The organism is Faecalibacterium faecis, from assembly GCF_040096475.1.
Lineage (GTDB): Bacteria > Bacillota > Clostridia > Oscillospirales > Ruminococcaceae > Faecalibacterium > Faecalibacterium taiwanense.
Genome location: NZ_JBBMEP010000017.1, coordinates 47,813 through 63,757 on the forward strand (window position 1 = coordinate 47,813; position 15,945 = coordinate 63,757).

General features: G+C 59.1%; 15 protein-coding genes. All 15 read left to right on the forward strand.

The window, feature by feature from the left end; all coding sequences use genetic code 11:
• Positions 1-213 precede the first annotated feature (213 nt).
• The 15 genes from rnc (at position 214) to WMO17_RS09865 (ending at position 15,919) form a co-directional block, all read left to right on the forward strand.
• Positions 214-888: a ribonuclease III gene (gene rnc, locus WMO17_RS09795; protein WP_097776548.1), complete on the forward strand. Its 675-nt coding sequence runs from the start codon at positions 214-216 to the stop codon at positions 886-888.
• A complete protein-coding gene (gene smc, locus WMO17_RS09800) occupies positions 889-4,446 on the forward strand; it encodes a chromosome segregation protein SMC (RefSeq protein WP_349137978.1) in 3,558 nt (1,185 codons plus the stop codon).
• A gap of 31 nt (positions 4,447-4,477) precedes the next feature.
• Positions 4,478-5,428 (forward strand): signal recognition particle-docking protein FtsY, encoded by a 951-nt coding sequence (gene ftsY / locus WMO17_RS09805; protein WP_005944371.1) that lies wholly within the window; start codon positions 4,478-4,480, stop codon positions 5,426-5,428.
• 13 nt (positions 5,429-5,441) lie between these two features.
• A complete protein-coding gene (gene rdgB, locus WMO17_RS09810; protein ID WP_349137979.1) occupies positions 5,442-6,134 on the forward strand; it encodes an RdgB/HAM1 family non-canonical purine NTP pyrophosphatase in 693 nt (230 codons plus the stop codon).
• Positions 6,135-6,457: 323 nt separating this feature from the next.
• The gene (locus tag WMO17_RS09815) at positions 6,458-6,754 is read left to right on the forward strand and encodes a YhbY family RNA-binding protein (RefSeq protein WP_005944364.1); all 297 of its coding nucleotides are present in this window, start codon (positions 6,458-6,460) and stop codon (positions 6,752-6,754) included.
• 2 nt (positions 6,755-6,756) lie between these two features.
• Positions 6,757-7,440 carry a nicotinate (nicotinamide) nucleotide adenylyltransferase gene (gene nadD / locus WMO17_RS09820; protein ID WP_349137980.1) on the forward strand — a complete coding sequence of 228 codons (684 nt, stop codon included), beginning with the start codon at positions 6,757-6,759 and terminating at the stop codon, positions 7,438-7,440.
• On the forward strand, positions 7,391-7,969 hold the full coding sequence (gene yqeK, locus WMO17_RS09825; RefSeq protein ID WP_349137981.1) for a bis(5'-nucleosyl)-tetraphosphatase (symmetrical) YqeK: 579 nt from the start codon (positions 7,391-7,393) through the stop codon (positions 7,967-7,969). The genes nadD and yqeK overlap by 50 nt, the downstream gene beginning before the upstream one ends.
• Before the next feature lie 138 nt (positions 7,970-8,107).
• The gene (locus WMO17_RS09830) at positions 8,108-9,481 is read left to right on the forward strand and encodes an LCP family protein (protein ID WP_349137982.1); all 1,374 of its coding nucleotides are present in this window, start codon (positions 8,108-8,110) and stop codon (positions 9,479-9,481) included.
• A gap of 22 nt (positions 9,482-9,503) precedes the next feature.
• On the forward strand, positions 9,504-9,887 hold the full coding sequence (gene rsfS, locus WMO17_RS09835; protein ID WP_349137983.1) for a ribosome silencing factor: 384 nt from the start codon (positions 9,504-9,506) through the stop codon (positions 9,885-9,887).
• A gap of 248 nt (positions 9,888-10,135) precedes the next feature.
• Positions 10,136-12,685: a leucine--tRNA ligase gene (gene leuS / locus WMO17_RS09840; RefSeq protein WP_349137984.1), complete on the forward strand. Its 2,550-nt coding sequence runs from the start codon at positions 10,136-10,138 to the stop codon at positions 12,683-12,685.
• Positions 12,686-12,906: 221 nt separating this feature from the next.
• Complete coding sequence (gene rpsU, locus WMO17_RS09845) at positions 12,907-13,083, forward strand: 30S ribosomal protein S21 (RefSeq protein ID WP_005928271.1); 177 nt, start codon at positions 12,907-12,909, stop codon at positions 13,081-13,083.
• A gap of 108 nt (positions 13,084-13,191) precedes the next feature.
• A complete protein-coding gene (locus WMO17_RS09850; protein WP_337678866.1) occupies positions 13,192-13,695 on the forward strand; it encodes a YqeG family HAD IIIA-type phosphatase in 504 nt (167 codons plus the stop codon).
• Positions 13,692-14,558 (forward strand): TIM barrel protein, encoded by an 867-nt coding sequence (locus WMO17_RS09855; RefSeq protein WP_349137985.1) that lies wholly within the window; start codon positions 13,692-13,694, stop codon positions 14,556-14,558. Before WMO17_RS09850 ends, WMO17_RS09855 begins: the two co-directional genes overlap by 4 nt.
• A 119-nt stretch (positions 14,559-14,677) precedes the next feature.
• A complete protein-coding gene (gene efp, locus WMO17_RS09860) occupies positions 14,678-15,235 on the forward strand; it encodes an elongation factor P (RefSeq protein ID WP_005928281.1) in 558 nt (185 codons plus the stop codon).
• 87 nt (positions 15,236-15,322) lie between these two features.
• Positions 15,323-15,919 (forward strand): CD1247 N-terminal domain-containing protein, encoded by a 597-nt coding sequence (locus WMO17_RS09865; protein WP_291015562.1) that lies wholly within the window; start codon positions 15,323-15,325, stop codon positions 15,917-15,919.
• The last annotated feature ends 26 nt before the right edge of the window (positions 15,920-15,945 follow it).

The following is a 15,945-nucleotide window of genomic DNA, read 5'->3' on the forward strand; positions in this document are numbered from 1 at the left end:
CTCCGTCATTGCTTCGCAATGCCACATTCCCCACTCTGTCGCTATTGCGACATCTCTCCCCGGCCGGGGAGAGTCTTTCCTCAGAGTGAGAGGCTTTGGCAGTTCGTGCAGACTGCATCGATTTGCCAAGGGCTCCCCCTTTGGGGGAGCTGGCGAACGGACGTGAGCCTGAGAGGGCGAGGATGCTGACCATCAATAAGGGAGCTAAAACATATGAGCCATCAGTTGGAAACAATTATTGGTTATAAGTTCAAAAACCCGGAGCTGCTGGAGATCGCGCTCACCCATACCAGCTATGCCAACGAGAGCCGCACCCCGGTCAAGCACAACGAGCGGCTGGAATTTCTGGGCGACAGCGTGCTGCAGATCGTCTCGGCAGACTATCTGTTCCACGCCTATGCCGACCGGCCGGAGGGCGATTTGACCCGCATCCGCGCCAGCCTTGTCAGCGAGGGTGCACTGTTCCAGTTCGCGCAGGAGATCGATCTGGGTGAGTACCTGCGCCTTGGCCGCGGCGAAGAGCGCTGCGGCGGACGCAACCGCCCCAGCGTTGTGTCCGATGCGTTTGAAGCGCTGATCGCGGCTTTGTATCTGGATGGCGGCATGGATGTGGCCCGCAGCTTCATCCTGCCCTTTATCACCGAGGGCAAGCACGCCGAGGCTGACTACAAGACCCGCCTGCAGGAGATCGTGCAGCAGAACCCGGAAGAGCGGTTGAGCTATGTAGTAGAAAGCGAGTCCGGCCCGGATCACGACAAGCATTTCGTGGTGGCTGTGCGGTTCAACTCTGACCGCGTGGCCCGTGGCGAAGGCCGCAGCAAAAAGGCCGCTGAGCAGTGCGCCGCAAAAGAAGCGCTCAAGCTGCTGGGCGTGATAAAGGAAAAGTAAATGGTATTCAAGGAACTGGAGATCCAGGGCTTCAAGAGCTTTCCCGATAAAGTCAAAATTCGGTTCGACGCAGGCGTTACCGGCGTGGTGGGTCCCAACGGCTCCGGCAAGTCGAACCTTTCGGACGCAGTGCGCTGGGTGCTGGGCGAGACCAGCTCCCGCCAGCTGCGCGCGGCAGGCAAGATGGAGGACGTGATCTTCGGCGGCACCCGGCGGCGCGGAGCCATGGGCTTTGCGCAGGTGCGGCTGACGCTGGATAACGCAGACCACACCTTTGATGTGGATGCGGACGAAGTGACCATTGGTCGCAAATATTACCGCTCCGGCGACAGCGAGTATACCATCAACGGGCAGGTGTGCCGGTTGAAGGATGTGTACGAACTTTTGCTGGATACCGGCATTGGCCGCGACGGCTACTCGGTCATCGGGCAGGGCCGCATTGCGGAGATCGTGGCCGCAAAAAGCAGTGAGCGCCGCGAGATCTTTGAGGAAGCCTGCGGCATTGCCAAGTACCGCTACCGCAAGACCGAGGCGGAACGCCGCCTTGCTGCGGCGGGCGAAAACCTTGAACGCCTGCGGGACATCCTTGGCGAGCTGGAAAGCCGGGTAGGCCCGCTGGAAAAAGAGAGCGCCAAGGCAGAAAAGTTCCTCGAGTTGGCCGCACAGCGCAAAACGCTGGAAGTGACCCTGTGGACCGACGGTGTGCACCGCGCGCGCGAAGCCGTGCGCCAGCAGGTGCGGGACTACGAGACAGCACAGGCCGACTACGAGCGCTTTGACCGGGAGACGAAAGCCGCTGAGCAGGAGGCTGAGGAGATCCGGATGCAGGCACAGCAGCTTACGGTTGCTGTTGAGCGCCTGAATGGGGATATCCGCAGCATCACCGAGCAGATCAGCGGGTCGGAAAGCCGTATCGCTGTGCTGGAAAACGACATCCTCCGCAACGAGGAGAGCGCCGCATCCCTGCAGGAAGAGATCAGCGCCGGGGAACAGGACAGCACCGAGGCACAGGCCGCCTTGCAGCGCCACCGGGCCGTGGCAAAGACCATGGAAGCGGAGGGCGAAAAGCTGGCGGCAGAGATCGAGGCACTGAACGCGGAGATCGCACGTCTGACCGATGCCAGCAGTGCCAGCGGTGCCCGCAAGGATACCCTGAAAGCAGAACTTGCCGGCCTGACAGCCCGGCGCACCGAAGCGCAGGTGGCGCAGGCCGCTGCCGAAGCTGCCGGGGAAACAGCCCGCCAGCGCCTGCCTGCCCTTGAGCAGAGTGTGCAGGAAAGCACCGCCCAGCGGGACGAAGCAAAGCAGGATCTGGACGACACCATCAAGTATCGCCGGATGCTGGAAGAAAACGAGAAGCAGCTGGCAAATGTCCGTTCCGGCGTGGAACTCAAGCTGAAAGGCCGCAAGGCTGCGCTGGACGATGCCGACCGGGACGAGCAGCGGCTGGGCCGGGAACTGGATACGGCCCGCCAGCGCCTTTCCGTGCTGCGGGAACTGGAAAAGAACATGGACGGCTACCAAAACTCGGTCAAGGCCGTCATGCGTGCTGCCGGTGCACGCCGCCTGCGGGGCATCATCGGGCCGGTGTCCGCCATCTTAAAGGTGGAGCCGGGCTGTGAAGTGGCTGTGGAAACGGCTCTGGGCGGTGCGCTGCAGAACATCGTGGTAGAGAACGAAGCCGCTGCCAAAGCGGCCATTGCCCTGCTGCGCAATGACAATGCAGGCCGCGCCACCTTCCTGCCGCTGGATACCGTCCAGCCCGGCGTGTTCCGTGGCCGACTCTCCGGTACGGCACGGCTTGCCTCCAGTCTGGTGCAGGCCGACCGCCGGTATGACAACATCGTATCGAACCTGCTGGGCCGCATCATCGTGGTGGACGACATCAACGAAGCTTCTCGCGTGGCGCGGGACAACGGCTTTCGCAGCAAGGTCGTGACCATGGATGGTCAGGTGATCAATGCAGGCGGCAGCTTTACCGGCGGCAGCGTCCAGCGCAGCGCAGGCCTGTTCACCCGCAAGCAGGAGATGGAAGAGCTGCGGGTGAAAGCGGCCAAGTTACAAAAAGACTGTCTTGCTGCACAGGAAAAGACCGACCGCTGCAAAGAGCAGGTAGATGCCCTTCAGGCAGAGCTGACCGCCACGGCCAGTGAACAGATCACCGCCGCCAACGACAAAGTGCGTGCCGAGGCAGAGCAGAAGCGGCTGGAAGCTGCTGCCGCCCAGCTGGAAACGGCCCGCAGCAACGGCCAGCAGCAGATCGACGCTTTGCAGGCGGCCTTGACAGAGAGCCGTGGCAAAGCAGAGGAAGCTGCCAGCCTGCAGGCCCGGCTGACGGCAAAGATCGACCTGCTGACGGCGGAGATGAACCGAATTGCCGAAGGTGACGACAACTTTGTGGCCCAGCAGACCGAACTGAGCCAAAAGCTCAGCGCAAAGCGGCTGGAACAGGTGACCCGCCAGAAGGATGCAGAACTGGCCTACAGCCAGATCGCAGCGCTGCAACAGCGGGCACAGGATGCCGTTGCCCGCCGCGCCACGCTGGAAGAAAGCCTTGCGGCACTGGCACAGCGCAGCGAGAGCTGTCGGGCAGAAATTGCAGCCATCCGGCAGGCAAAGTCCGACAGCCAGACCGAGATCGCCCAAAAAGAAAAGGCAATCCGCGAAGCTACCGAAAAGCGGCTGGAACGCCAGCAGGCTGAAACAGCGGCACTGAGCCGGGCGCGCACTTCCTCCGACAGCCGCGAGGAAATGGGGCGCGAGATGGCTCGCCTTGCAGAGCGCAAGGCCGCTGCCGAGACCGAGTACGACCAGACCGTGGCAAAGCTGTGGGATGAATACCAGCTCTCGGTCAGTCAGGCGGAGAACCTTTGCGTGGAGTTTGAAAGCCTGACGGCCCTGCGCGCACAGGTGGCCGACCTGCGCGGCAAAATTCGCGCCCTTGGCAGCGTGAATGTGAGCGCCATCGAGGAATACAAGGAGGTCAAGGCCCGCTACGATGCCCTGATGCATCAGGTGACCGATGTGGAGGAAAGCCGCAATGAGCTGACCCGCATGATCTCCAAGCTTTCGACACAGATGCGGGAGATCTTCTCCGACAGCTTCCGCGCCATCAACGAAAACTTTGGCCGCGTATTTACCGAGCTGTTCGGCGGCGGCGAAGCCAGCCTTGTGCTGGAGGATGAAAGCGATGTGCTCTCCTGCGGCATCGGCATCCGGGTGGCACCGCCGGGCAAGGTAATCAAGAATCTGGAAGCGCTTTCCGGCGGCGAGCAGGCGCTGGTGGCCATCAGCATCTACTTTGCCATTCTGGCGGTCAACCCGGCCCCGTTCTGTATTCTGGACGAGATCGAAGCCGCTCTGGACGATGCCAATGTGGTGCGTTTTGCCCAGTACTTACGCCGGGTGAGCGACAAGACCCAGTTCATCGTCATCACCCACCGCCGCGGCACAATGGAAGCCGCGAATGTGCTTTACGGCGTTACCATGCAGGAGGACGGCGTGTCCAAGCTGCTCAAGCTTGATCTGGAACAGGTTGACGCAACGCTGGTTTCCTGATATATATTAAAGAAAAAGATAGGAGGACACCATGGGGTTCTTCGGATTTGGCAAGAAAAACAAAGAAAAAGAACAGGAAAAAATGAAAACGGGTCTGGAAAAGACCCGCACCGGTTTCTGGGGCAATATCCTCAACACCCTCACCGGCAGCGTCATCGACGATGATATGTACGATGATCTGGAAGAGCAGCTCATCCTTGCAGATGTGGGCGGCGAGGTGGCCGTGCGTCTGGTGGACAAGCTACGCGACCGTGTGCACGAAAAGGGCCTGAAGACCGGCGAAGAGGCGGCGGATGCCCTGCGCGACATCATTGCCGAGGAAATGACACCGGATGCCGAGATGGATCTTTCCGGCAAGCCGGCCGTCATTCTGGTCATTGGCGTGAACGGCGTGGGCAAGACCACCAGCATTGCAAAGCTGGCCGATCACTACACCCGCGAGGGCAAAAAGGTGATGCTGGCCGCAGGCGATACCTTCCGTGCTGCAGCCAGCGAACAGCTGGAGATCTGGGCTGACCGCGCCGGTGTGCCCATTGTGAGCGCAGGCGAGGGCGCAGACCCGGCGGCTGTCATTTTCGACACCGTAAAGTCTGCCACCGCACGCGGTTATGACATGGTCATTGCCGACACCGCAGGCCGTTTGCACAACAAGGCAAACCTGATGGCAGAGCTTTCCAAGATCAGCCGCAGCGTCAAGAAGGCCAGCCCGGAAGCCAGCCTTGAAACGCTGCTGGTGCTGGATGCCATCACCGGCCAGAACGCCATCAGTCAGGCCAAGGAATTCTGCAAGGCTGCAGATGCTACCGGCATCATCCTGACCAAGCTGGACGGCACCGCCAAGGGCGGCTGCGTGGTGGCGGTCAAGCAGCGTCTGGGCCTGCCGGTGCGCTTCATCGGCGTGGGCGAGGGCATCGACGACCTGCTGCCCTTTACCCCGGAGGGCTTTGTGGAAGAGCTGCTCCCGCGCCAGTGGAAGCACTAAGGAGGGTCGCAGCATGAAAATTTGTGCAGCTACCGGCAACGCCGGAAAGCTCCGCGAACTGCGCCGCATTCTGGAAGCGCAGGGCCACGAGGTGGTCAGCCAGAAGGAGCTGGGCATCACCATCGAGCCGGAGGAGACCGGCACCACCTTTGCCGAGAACGCCCTCATCAAAGCTGAAACCATCTGCAAGGCATGCGGTCTGCCCACCATCGCCGATGATTCCGGCCTGTGCGTGGACGCACTGAACGGTGCGCCCGGCGTCTACAGTGCCCGCTACTGCGGCCGCCACGGCGACGACGAAGCCAACAACGATAAGCTTCTGGATGCCATGCAGGCTGTGCCTGCCGGGCAGCGGGGTGCAAAGTTCGTGTCCGCGGTGTGCTTCATCCTGCCGGATGGGCGGCATCTGACCTGCATGGGCGAGTGCCCGGGCAGCATCGCCTTTGAGCGGCTGTGCGGGGACTACGGCTTTGGCTACGACCCGCTGTTCATCCCCAACGATTGCGGCGTTGGAAAGCACGATAAGCGCCCCAACACCGAGGGCCGCAGCTACGCCCAGCTGACCCCGGATGAAAAGGACGCCATCAGCCACCGCGGCAATGCGCTGGCAGTGCTGGAACAGCAGCTGCCGGGATTTCTGAGTGCAGCCAAGGAAGAAGGCGTCGTCGCACAGGTGTCTGGAAAAGTGGAGATCAGGCTGAAATGATTGTAAGCCTGAAACGGGCTTGCCCTCTCCGCCTCACGTTGTTCGGCACCTCTCCCAAAGGGAGAGGCCTTGGCAAAACCACAAACTTTATCTCCTCGCCAGAGGCTCTCCCTTTGGGAGAGCTGGCGCGAAAGCGCCTGAGAGGGCGAGGACGCTGGCAGATACGTCCCATCCCGTGAAAAAGTAAAATTGAAAAATCTGCAGATTTTTCAATTTTACAAAAAAATCATAGAAATTCCGCTGATATTGTCAGAGCGCAAGCGGAGACAATTCTAAATCGTTTCTTTATCGAAATATCAACCTCAAAATAAAGGAGAAAAACTATGCTGACAAGCAAACAGCGCGCCATCCTGCGCGGCAAGGCAAACACCATGGACCCCGTTTTCATCGTGGGTAAGGGCGAGATCGACGAGACCATGATCCAGGGCGTGAAGGACTGTCTGGATGCCCGTGAGCTCATCAAGCTCAAGGTGCTGGAAAACAGCATGTACAATGCCCGTGAAGCTTCGGTCAAGCTGGCTGAGGCCACCGGTGCCGACTGCGTACAGGTGATCGGCTCCAAGTTCGTGCTGTACCTGCAGAAGAAAAAGGACAGCGCCTACGCTGATCTGCTGAAGTAAAAATGAAAGTTCTTCTCTACGGCGGTACATTTGACCCGCCCCATAACGGACACCTGAACAATCTGCGCGCTGCCGCTGCCCGCGTGCAACCGGATAAGGTGGTGGTGATGCCTGCCGGGCTTTCGCCCTTCAAGCAGAAGACCTCTGCGCCGGGCGCACTGCGGCTGGAAATGTGCAGCTGCTTCCATGCACTGGAAGAGGATGCGGACACTATCCCGCAGCTGGAAGTCAGCGGCTGGGAGATCGAGCAGGCCGCTGCCGGAAACCGCAACTATACGGTGCTCACGGTGGAAAAACTGGCCCGGGACTACCCCGGGGCACAGCTGTACCTTGCCATTGGCAGCGATATGCTGCTGAGCTTTGACGGCTGGCACCGCTGGCAGGATATCCTGCGCCTTGCCCATCTGGTGGTCACCAGCCGCCATATGGGCGACGACCCCGAGCTGCACGCAAAGGCTCTCCGGCTGGACCCCACCGGGGCACGCATCCTGTTTGCACCGGTACAGGCGCTGCCCATGGCCAGCAGCGAGATCCGTGCACGCCTTGCAGCAGGGGAAGCCTGCGAAGCAGAGCTGCCGCAGGCCGTGTGGGAGGTCATCCGCCGGGAGAAACTCTACAAAAAGGAAGTATCAGCCAATGAACCTCAAACAGGCAAAGGAGCTTGTGCGCAGCCGCTTGAGCGATAAGCGCTATGAGCATACCTTGAATGTGAAAAAAATGGCCGTCAAGCTGGCAAAGATCTACGGTGAGGATGAGGAGCGGGCCGCGCTGGCAGCCCTGCTGCACGACTCCGCCAAGGAGATCAGCAAGGATGAGATGCGCGAGATCCTGCGCGCTTACCCCCAGTATGCCGAGGGCGGCGAAGAGCGCCCGGCCCCGGTGTGGCACGGCGTGTGCGCCGCCATTCTGGCCCGCACCCAGTGGGGTGTGACCGACGAAGCGGTGCTTAGCGCTATTGCCTGCCACACGGCGGGCAAACCCGGCATGACCCGGCTTGACAAAATTTTGTATCTGGCCGATATGACCAGCGCGGAGCGGGACTGGCCCGGCGTGGAAAAGCTGCGCAAGCTGGAAAAAAAGAATCTGGATGCCGCTATGCTGGCCGCGCTGAAGCAGACCAACGATTTCGTGCTCTCGCAGGGCAAGCCCCTTGACCCGATGTCCAAGGCTGCCTATGAGGATATCCTTGCCCGCAGCGGGAAGAATGAACGGTGAGAGCACAGCTGCTCTGAAACAAGCGGAAACAGAAAACGGATTGCAGATTTCGTCGGATAATGCTATACTTAAGAGCATGACAGGTCTGCAGGAACATTTTTTTGCAGGACCGCGAAAATCTGGAGGATACAAAAAAGCATGAGCCAGACGCCACGCCATATCAATACTTCGCGTTCTCTGAACCGGCCGGATCCGGCAGCAGCCGCACCGCGCCACGCTGCGTCCAGCACGGATGCAAAGCAGAGCGCAGGCGGTGCACACAATGAGCCGCCGCGCCGCCCGGCACAGGGAGCAGGGCAGAAGCCGCCGCGCCGCCGCAAAAAGAAAAAGAAAATGCCCCTCTGGCTGCCTTTTGCAGTGGTCATGGCCATCATCGCGGTGATCTCCGGTGTGGTGGTGTACGGAGTCAGCCTTGTAAACAAGGTGGAGGACAGCATCCGCCCGGACGACAGCACCCCTACCATTGAGGAAGAGGTGAAGACAGCCGAGGAATACAAGGGCGATGTGGTGAACATTCTGGTCTGCGGCATCGACTATGAAGAGGGCCGCAATTATTCCAACGACCCCACTTCCAACGACGGCATGACCGATATGATCCTGTACGTGCAGTTCGACATCAGGAACGGTGCACTGCGGATGCTGCAGATCCCCCGCAACAGCCTTGTCACCACCAAGAACAAAAAGATCACCCTTTCCAATGGCAAGACCTACGCCGCCACGAATTATCAGATCAACTCGGTGGCAATCTCCAACGGCGGCAGCATCGCCGCTCTGGCCGATGTCATCTACGATCAGTTCCGACTGCCCATCGATTACTATGTGACGGTGGATATGCAGGCACTGGTGGATATGGTGGATAACTTTGGCGGCATTGAGGTGTATATCCCTCACGATATGTCCTACGGCGGCAGCAAGCTGCTCAAGGGCTACCGCAATCTGAACGGCGCATCGGCAGAGTTCTTTGTGCGCTGCCGCCACGGCGACGGCTACGCCAATTCCGATATCGACCGCCTGAACATGCAGCGCTATTTCTATGCCGGCCTGTTCAAGCGTGCCCGCGCCATGGGCGTTACCGATATCCTGAACCAGCTGCCGCTGGTGTTCAAAAACTATATCAAGACGGATATGGACATTTCCACCATTGCAAAGCTGGTGGTGTCTTTCCTCAAGCTCGACAGCTCCAACATCATTCTGGCGCAGACACCGGTGTTCATGGGCGTGCCCAACGTGGGCAAGACCGACACCTTTGCCGGTTACTCCTGCGTGGTGCCGGATGCGGGTTCCATTGCAAACCTGCTCAACCAGTATTTCTGCACCTACACCGGCCCCATTGATGTGAGCGAAATGAACCTTGTCACCGACGAGTGGCCCCACGGCAGTGCATCCACCGATGCCAACGTGCAGTATATGGGCCGCATCGATAAGGAGTCGGACGATGCCATCCTGAGCGGCGAGACAGACCTTGAAGGCGCTGTTACCACCGATGGTCAGGCCGCAGGCTCCGCAAACTGAAACTGACAGAAAGGAAAAACATATGGAGAACTTCAACGACAGCAAGGCGCTTGCCATTGAGATCGCAAAGATCCTGGATAAGAAAAAGGCCCACGATGTGCGCGTGCTCAAGGTGGAAAGCCTGACCGTGCTCACCGATTACTTTGTCATTGCCTCCGGCACTTCCACCACGCAGGTGGCGTCTCTGGCCGACGAGGTGGAGTACGAGCTTTCTCAGGAGGGGCTGGAACCCTACAGCACGGAGGGCTACGATTCCAAGAACTGGGTGCTGCTGGATTATTCCAACGTTATCGTGCACGTATTCGTGCCCAACACCCGCACCTACTACGATCTGGAGCACCTGTGGGCAGATGGTGAGCCCATTGATATCTCCGAGTACCTCACCCCCGACAGCACCCTTGAATGATTCAGGCAAACAGCTGTCTACCTGAAAAAAGAACCCTCTCAGTCAGGGCGTCCGCCCTGACAGCTCCCCCGAAAGGGGGAGCTTGCGCAAAAGAGGGAAGGCTGCGGTCTGCATAAAACCTCTCCCCTTCGGGAGAGGTGGCATCGCGCAGCGATGACGGAGAGGGTTTTCTGGCAAAGGCAGATAGCTTGAAAGCATACGCCCCCAAGCAACGGTATTTTGGATAAAGTCTGGAGCTGATTAACAACATGAAGTACGATTACAAGGCAGTTGAAGCCAAGTGGCAGAAGGTGTGGGAGGACGAAAAGACCTTCCATGTCGAGATCGACCACAAAAAACCCAAGTTCTATGCACTGGTCGAGTTTCCGTATCCGTCGGGTGCCGGCCTGCATGTAGGCCATCCCCGCAGCTACACCGCGCTGGACGTGGTCAGCCGCAAGCGCCGTCAGAACGGCTACAATGTGCTGTACCCCATGGGCTGGGACGCTTTTGGCCTGCCCACTGAGAACTTTGCCATGAAGAACCACATCCACCCGGCCATTGTCACCAAGAACAATGTGGACCACTTCCGCAGTCAGCTGAAGGCTTTGGGCTTCTCCTTTGACTGGGACCGCGAGATCAACACCACTGATCCGGAGTATTATAAGTGGACCCAGTGGATCTTCCTGCAGCTGTATAAGCATGGTCTGGCTTACAAGAAGGAAATGAACGTCAACTGGTGCACCGGCTGCAAGTGCGTGCTGGCCAACGAGGAAGTTGTCAACGGCGTGTGCGAGCGCTGCGGCAGCGAGGTCGTTCACCGCGTCAAGAGCCAGTGGATGCTCAAGATCACCGCTTATGCCGATAAGCTGATCGATGGTCTGGACGGTCTGGACTACATTGAGCGCGTTGCCACCCAGCAGAAGAACTGGATCGGCCGCAGCCACGGCGCAGAGGTCAACTTCGGCACCACCGCAGGCGATACCCTGACCGTGTACACCACCCGCTGTGACACCCTGTTTGGTGCCACCTACATGGTCGTCTCCCCGGAGCATGCCATGGTCAAGGAATGGCTGGACAAGGGCATCCTCAAGAATGCCGATGCCGTCAAGGCCTATCAGGCCGAGGCAGCCCGCAAAAGCGACTTTGAGCGCAGCGAGCTGAACAAGGAAAAGACCGGTGTCAAGCTGGAAGGCGTCATGGGCATCAACCCGGTCAACGATACCGAGATCCCCATTTTCATCTCCGACTACGTTCTGTCCACCTACGGCACCGGTGCCATCATGGCTGTGCCCGCCCACGATACCCGCGACTGGGAGTTTGCCAAGAAGTTCGGCCTGCCCATCATCGAGGTGGTCAAGGGCAATACCCCGTCCAATCTGGACGAAGCCGCTTTCACCGATGTGGCCACCGGCACGCTGGTCAACTCCGGCTTCCTGAACGGCCTGTCCGTCACCGATGCAAAGAAAAAGATGATCGACTGGCTGGAGGCAAACGGCAAGGGCTGCGATAAGGTCAACTACAAGCTGCGCGACTGGGTGTTCAGCCGTCAGCGCTACTGGGGCGAACCCATCCCCATGGTCAAGTGTGAAAAGTGCGGCTGGCAGCCCCTGCCCGAGAGCAGCCTGCCCCTGACCCTGCCGGACATCACCGATTTTGAGCCGGGCCCGGACGGCGAATCTCCGCTGGCCCGCCACAAGGATTGGGTCAAGACCACCTGCCCCTGCTGCGGCGGCCCTGCTACCCGTGAGACCGATACCATGCCCCAGTGGGCCGGTTCTTCCTGGTACTTCCTGCGCTACATGGACCCCCACTGCAAGGATGCCATTGCTTCCAAGGAGGCTCTGGAATACTGGTCTCCGGTGGACTGGTACAACGGCGGCATGGAGCACACCACCCTGCATCTGCTGTACAGCCGTTTCTGGCATAAGTTCCTGTATGATATCGGCGCTGTGCCTTCTCCGGAACCCTACCAGAAGCGCACCGCTCACGGCATGATCCTGGGCCTGAACCCCCACAGCTTTGTCAACCTGCCCGCTGAGGAGCAGGAAAAGCTGCTGAAGGAGTACGGCAGCCAGAAGGCCGCTGAAAAGGCTCTGGAAGAAAAGTACGGTGAAATGTCACGCCACCCCATCGTGAAGATGTCCAAGTCTCTGGGCAACGTCATCAACCCGGACGAGGTGGTGGACCAGTACGGTGCTGACACCATGCGTCTGTACGAGATGTTCATGGGCGACTTTGAACAGGCTGCACCGTGGCAGACCTCTGCCATTGCAGGCTGCAACCGCTTCCTGGACCGCGTGTGGGCGCTGAGCGACAAGCTGGTGGAGGGCGAGGGCTATCGCCCGCAGGTCGAGACCCTGATGCACCAGACCATCAAGAAGGTGGGCGCTGACATCGAGACCCTGAAGATGAACACCGCCATTGCCCAGCTCATGACGCTGGTGAACGCCCTGTACGACAACGGCGGCGCGACCAAGGCCGAGCTGGAGACCGTTGTTCAGCTGCTGAACCCGTTTGCTCCCCACATGACCGAAGAGCTGTGGGAGAAGCTGGGCCACAGCCACGACGAGCAGCTGGCTTACTACCCCTGGCCCAAGTACGAAGAGGCCAAGTGCGTGGAAAGCACAGTGGAGATCGCTGTGCAGGTGAACGGCAAGGTGAAGGCCCGCCTGAAGGTGGCTGCCGACATTGACGCTGCTGCCGCCATTGCTGCCGCCAAGGCTGACCCCGCTGTTGCTGCCGCTCTGGAAGGCAAGCAGCTGGTCAAGGAGATCTACGTCAAGGGCCGTCTGGTCAATCTGGCTGTCAAGGGCTAAGCCAACCGATACCCTGCCGAAAGGCTGGATATACAACTACCCGCAGAGGCGGACTGACGCATAAAACACCCGGGAACGTTTATTCAAAATCTTTTCAAAGATTTTGCGTAAAAAACTTTCAAAAAAAGGTTGACGAACCGGAGAAAATGCGCTATACTGTCTACTGTTAGTTACCATGTAACAACGAAATTCCTGCCTCACGGTCCAAGGGAGGGAATAAGATGTCGGAAATTCGTGTTAAAGAGGGCGAGTCGCTGGAAAGCGCACTGCGTCGCTTCAAGCGCAGCACCGCTCGCAGCGGTGTGCTCGCAGAGGTCCGTAAGCGCGAGGCTTACGAGAAGCCGTCTGTCAAGCGCAAGAAGAAGTCCGAAGCAGCCCGCAAGCGCAAGTTCAAGTAATTGATCACTTGAAGTCGCTGTTGCTTTAGATTTCATACGCGTTGCTAACGCCGATGTAGGGGAGCCTGTATTGCAGGCTCCCCTATTTTCATTGCAGGGAGAAATACTATGCTCATCACCCCCGAATACGTTTTCAAGGATGTCACCCACATCACGCCGGAATGGCTGGCGGCAAAAGGCATCACTGCGCTGGTGCTGGATATCGATAACACCCTCACCGCTGACCGCAGTCAGGAGCTGCCGGAAGAAGTGGCCGTGTGGCTGGACACTATGCGCAAGGCGGGCGTCAAGCTCACCATCGTGTCCAACGGTGCGGAAAAGCGGGTGCGGCCCTTTGCCCAGAAGCTGGGCCTTGCGTACCTGTACCGCTCCGCAAAGCCGCTGCCCTTTGCTCTGATGGCGGCGCAGCACCGCATGGGCGTGAAGCGCCGTCAGATGGCGATGGTGGGCGACCAGCTCTATGCTGACCGCATGGCGGCAGCGCTGTACGGCATTCCGGGCCTGATGGTGGTACCCCGCGGCCCGGACCTCGGTGCGCAGGTCATCCTCAAGCGTAAGTGGGAGAAAAAACACTGGCAGAAATACTATGACCGGGGAGGCAAGACCCTGTGAGCGATTGGAAGATCCGGTTCGGCACCGCAGGCACCAGCGACAGCTTTGCCGCCCAAGGCTACAAAAGCAGCCTGGATGTGCCGGAGTACACCGCAAAGATGGGACTGAACGCCTTCGAGTACCAGTGCGGGCGCGGCGTGCGTCTGGGGCTGGACAAGGCTGCAAAAATGGCCGCACTGGCCGGGCCAAAGGATATCCTGTTCAGCGTGCATGCACCGTATTATATCAGCATGTCCAGTCTGGAAGAGGAAAAGCGGCTCAACAGCATCCAGTATCTGCTGCAAAGTGCGGCGGTGTGCAAAGCGCTGGGCGGAAGACGCATCATCTTCCACTCCGGCAGCTGCGGCAAACAGAGCCGGGAAGCGGCCCTTGAAAAAGCGCTGGATACCATGCGCCGTGCCGTGGAAGCGCTGGACGAAGCAGGCTTTGCCTATATGACTCTCTGCCCGGAAACCATGGGCAAGATCGGCCAGCTGGGCACACTGGACGAGGTGCTGGCGCTGTGCAGCGTGGATAAGCGCATTACGCCCTGCATCGACTTCGGCCACCTGAATGCCCGCACTCTGGGCGGCATCCGCTCGAAAGAGGACTACGCTGCCATCCTTGACCGCATGGCAGAAAAGCTGGGGGACCAACGGGCAGAACGGTTCCATGTGCATTTTTCCCGCATCGAGTATTCGGCGGGCGGCGAAAAGCGCCACTGGACCTTTGCCGAGACCCAGTTCGGCCCGGAGCCGCAGCCGCTGATGGAACTGCTGGCTGAGCGGAAGCTGCAGCCGGTTATCATCTGCGAGAGCGCGGGCACGCAGGCTGAGGATGCTGGGACTATGCAGCAGATGTACCATGCAGCGTGCAAAACGTAAAAAATTTTGTGTTTTTATCGTCTTTTTTGCCGAAACCCCTTGCCAAATGCAAACGGATTGGGTAAAATAAATAGAGATATGCGTTAAGCATTTGAGATTAAACTAATGGAGGAATTCCTATGATTTCTGCAGGCGAGTTTCGCAATGGCGTGACCTTTGAGCAGGACGGCCAGGTTCTTCAGGTCGTTGAGTTCCAGCACGTGAAGCCCGGCAAGGGCGCTGCCTTTGTCCGTACCAAGACCAAGAACGTGATTACCGGCTCTGTGGTTGAGACCAGCTACAACCCGACCGCAAAGTTCCCGCAGGCTTTCATCGAGCGCAAGGACGTGACCTATAGCTACGAGGATGGCGATCTGTACCACTTCATGGACAACGAGACCTACGATGACATCCCCGTCAACGCAGCCGATGTGCCCGATAACTTCAAGTTCTGCAAGGAGAACGAGCTGTGCAAGCTGCTGAGCTACAAGGGCAAGGTGTTCAGCGTCGAGATCCCCAACTTCATCGAGCTGGAAGTTACCCAGACCGAGCCGGGTGTCAAGGGCAACACTGCCACCAACACCCTGAAGCCCGCTACCGTCGAGACCGGTGCTGAGATTCGTGTGCCTCTGTTCATCAACGAGGGCGACCACATCCGCATCGATACCCGCACCGGCGAGTATATGGAGCGCGTCTGATCCCTTTAACGCCAAACCGGGCTGCGGGCAACCGTTTGCCCGGTTTTTTAAAACTCCGATTTTTCTCATTTTAAGGAGGGCATTCGTATGGAACTGAACAAAAAGGCAGCTTATCTGCAGGGTCTGGTCGATGGTCTGGGCATTGATGATACCACCAAAGAGGGCAAGATCATCAAGGCCATGAGCGCACTGCTGGGTGAAATGGCTGAGGTCATCGAGAGCGTGGACGAAGATCTTTCCCGCGCCTACGACCAGATCAACGACCTGAGCGATGAGCTGGAAGATCTGGAAGCAGATCTGTACGAGGAGGAGGACGAAGACGGCGAAAGCGAGGACGCTGAGGATGAGGACTCCGACGGCGACGACGATGACGATGCCAAGGATGATGACATCGCCAGCGAGCCGTTCTATGAAGTGGCCTGCCCCAACTGCGGCGAGACCGTTTACGTCAGCGAGGATGATCTGGATGCAGGCGAAGCCAACTGCGCGCACTGCGGCGTGACCTTTGAGGTCGCTCTGGAAGGGGACGGCGAAGAGGATGCCGAGGATGGCCCCGTGCAGTACGAAGTGACCTGCCCGGACTGCGGCACCACCGCCGTGTTTGAGGAAGACGAACTGCTGGACGGCGCACCCAAGTGCCCGAACTGCGGCAAGCCCCTCGACTTTGAAGTGACCGAAGAATAAACAAAAAAGACCGCGGCGCGCCGGGG

Coding starts and splice junctions, on each gene's coding strand:
- rnc (WP_097776548.1), top strand. CDS start 214: ATGAGCCATCAGTTGGAAACAATTATTGGTTATAAGTTCAAAAACCCG.
- smc (WP_349137978.1), top strand. CDS start 889: ATGGTATTCAAGGAACTGGAGATCCAGGGCTTCAAGAGCTTTCCCGAT.
- ftsY (WP_005944371.1), top strand. CDS start 4,478: ATGGGGTTCTTCGGATTTGGCAAGAAAAACAAAGAAAAAGAACAGGAA.
- rdgB (WP_349137979.1), top strand. CDS start 5,442: ATGAAAATTTGTGCAGCTACCGGCAACGCCGGAAAGCTCCGCGAACTG.
- WMO17_RS09815 (WP_005944364.1), top strand. CDS start 6,458: ATGCTGACAAGCAAACAGCGCGCCATCCTGCGCGGCAAGGCAAACACC.
- nadD (WP_349137980.1), top strand. CDS start 6,757: ATGAAAGTTCTTCTCTACGGCGGTACATTTGACCCGCCCCATAACGGA.
- yqeK (WP_349137981.1), top strand. CDS start 7,391: ATGAACCTCAAACAGGCAAAGGAGCTTGTGCGCAGCCGCTTGAGCGAT.
- WMO17_RS09830 (WP_349137982.1), top strand. CDS start 8,108: ATGAGCCAGACGCCACGCCATATCAATACTTCGCGTTCTCTGAACCGG.
- rsfS (WP_349137983.1), top strand. CDS start 9,504: ATGGAGAACTTCAACGACAGCAAGGCGCTTGCCATTGAGATCGCAAAG.
- leuS (WP_349137984.1), top strand. CDS start 10,136: ATGAAGTACGATTACAAGGCAGTTGAAGCCAAGTGGCAGAAGGTGTGG.
- rpsU (WP_005928271.1), top strand. CDS start 12,907: ATGTCGGAAATTCGTGTTAAAGAGGGCGAGTCGCTGGAAAGCGCACTG.
- WMO17_RS09850 (WP_337678866.1), top strand. CDS start 13,192: ATGCTCATCACCCCCGAATACGTTTTCAAGGATGTCACCCACATCACG.
- efp (WP_005928281.1), top strand. CDS start 14,678: ATGATTTCTGCAGGCGAGTTTCGCAATGGCGTGACCTTTGAGCAGGAC.
- WMO17_RS09865 (WP_291015562.1), top strand. CDS start 15,323: ATGGAACTGAACAAAAAGGCAGCTTATCTGCAGGGTCTGGTCGATGGT.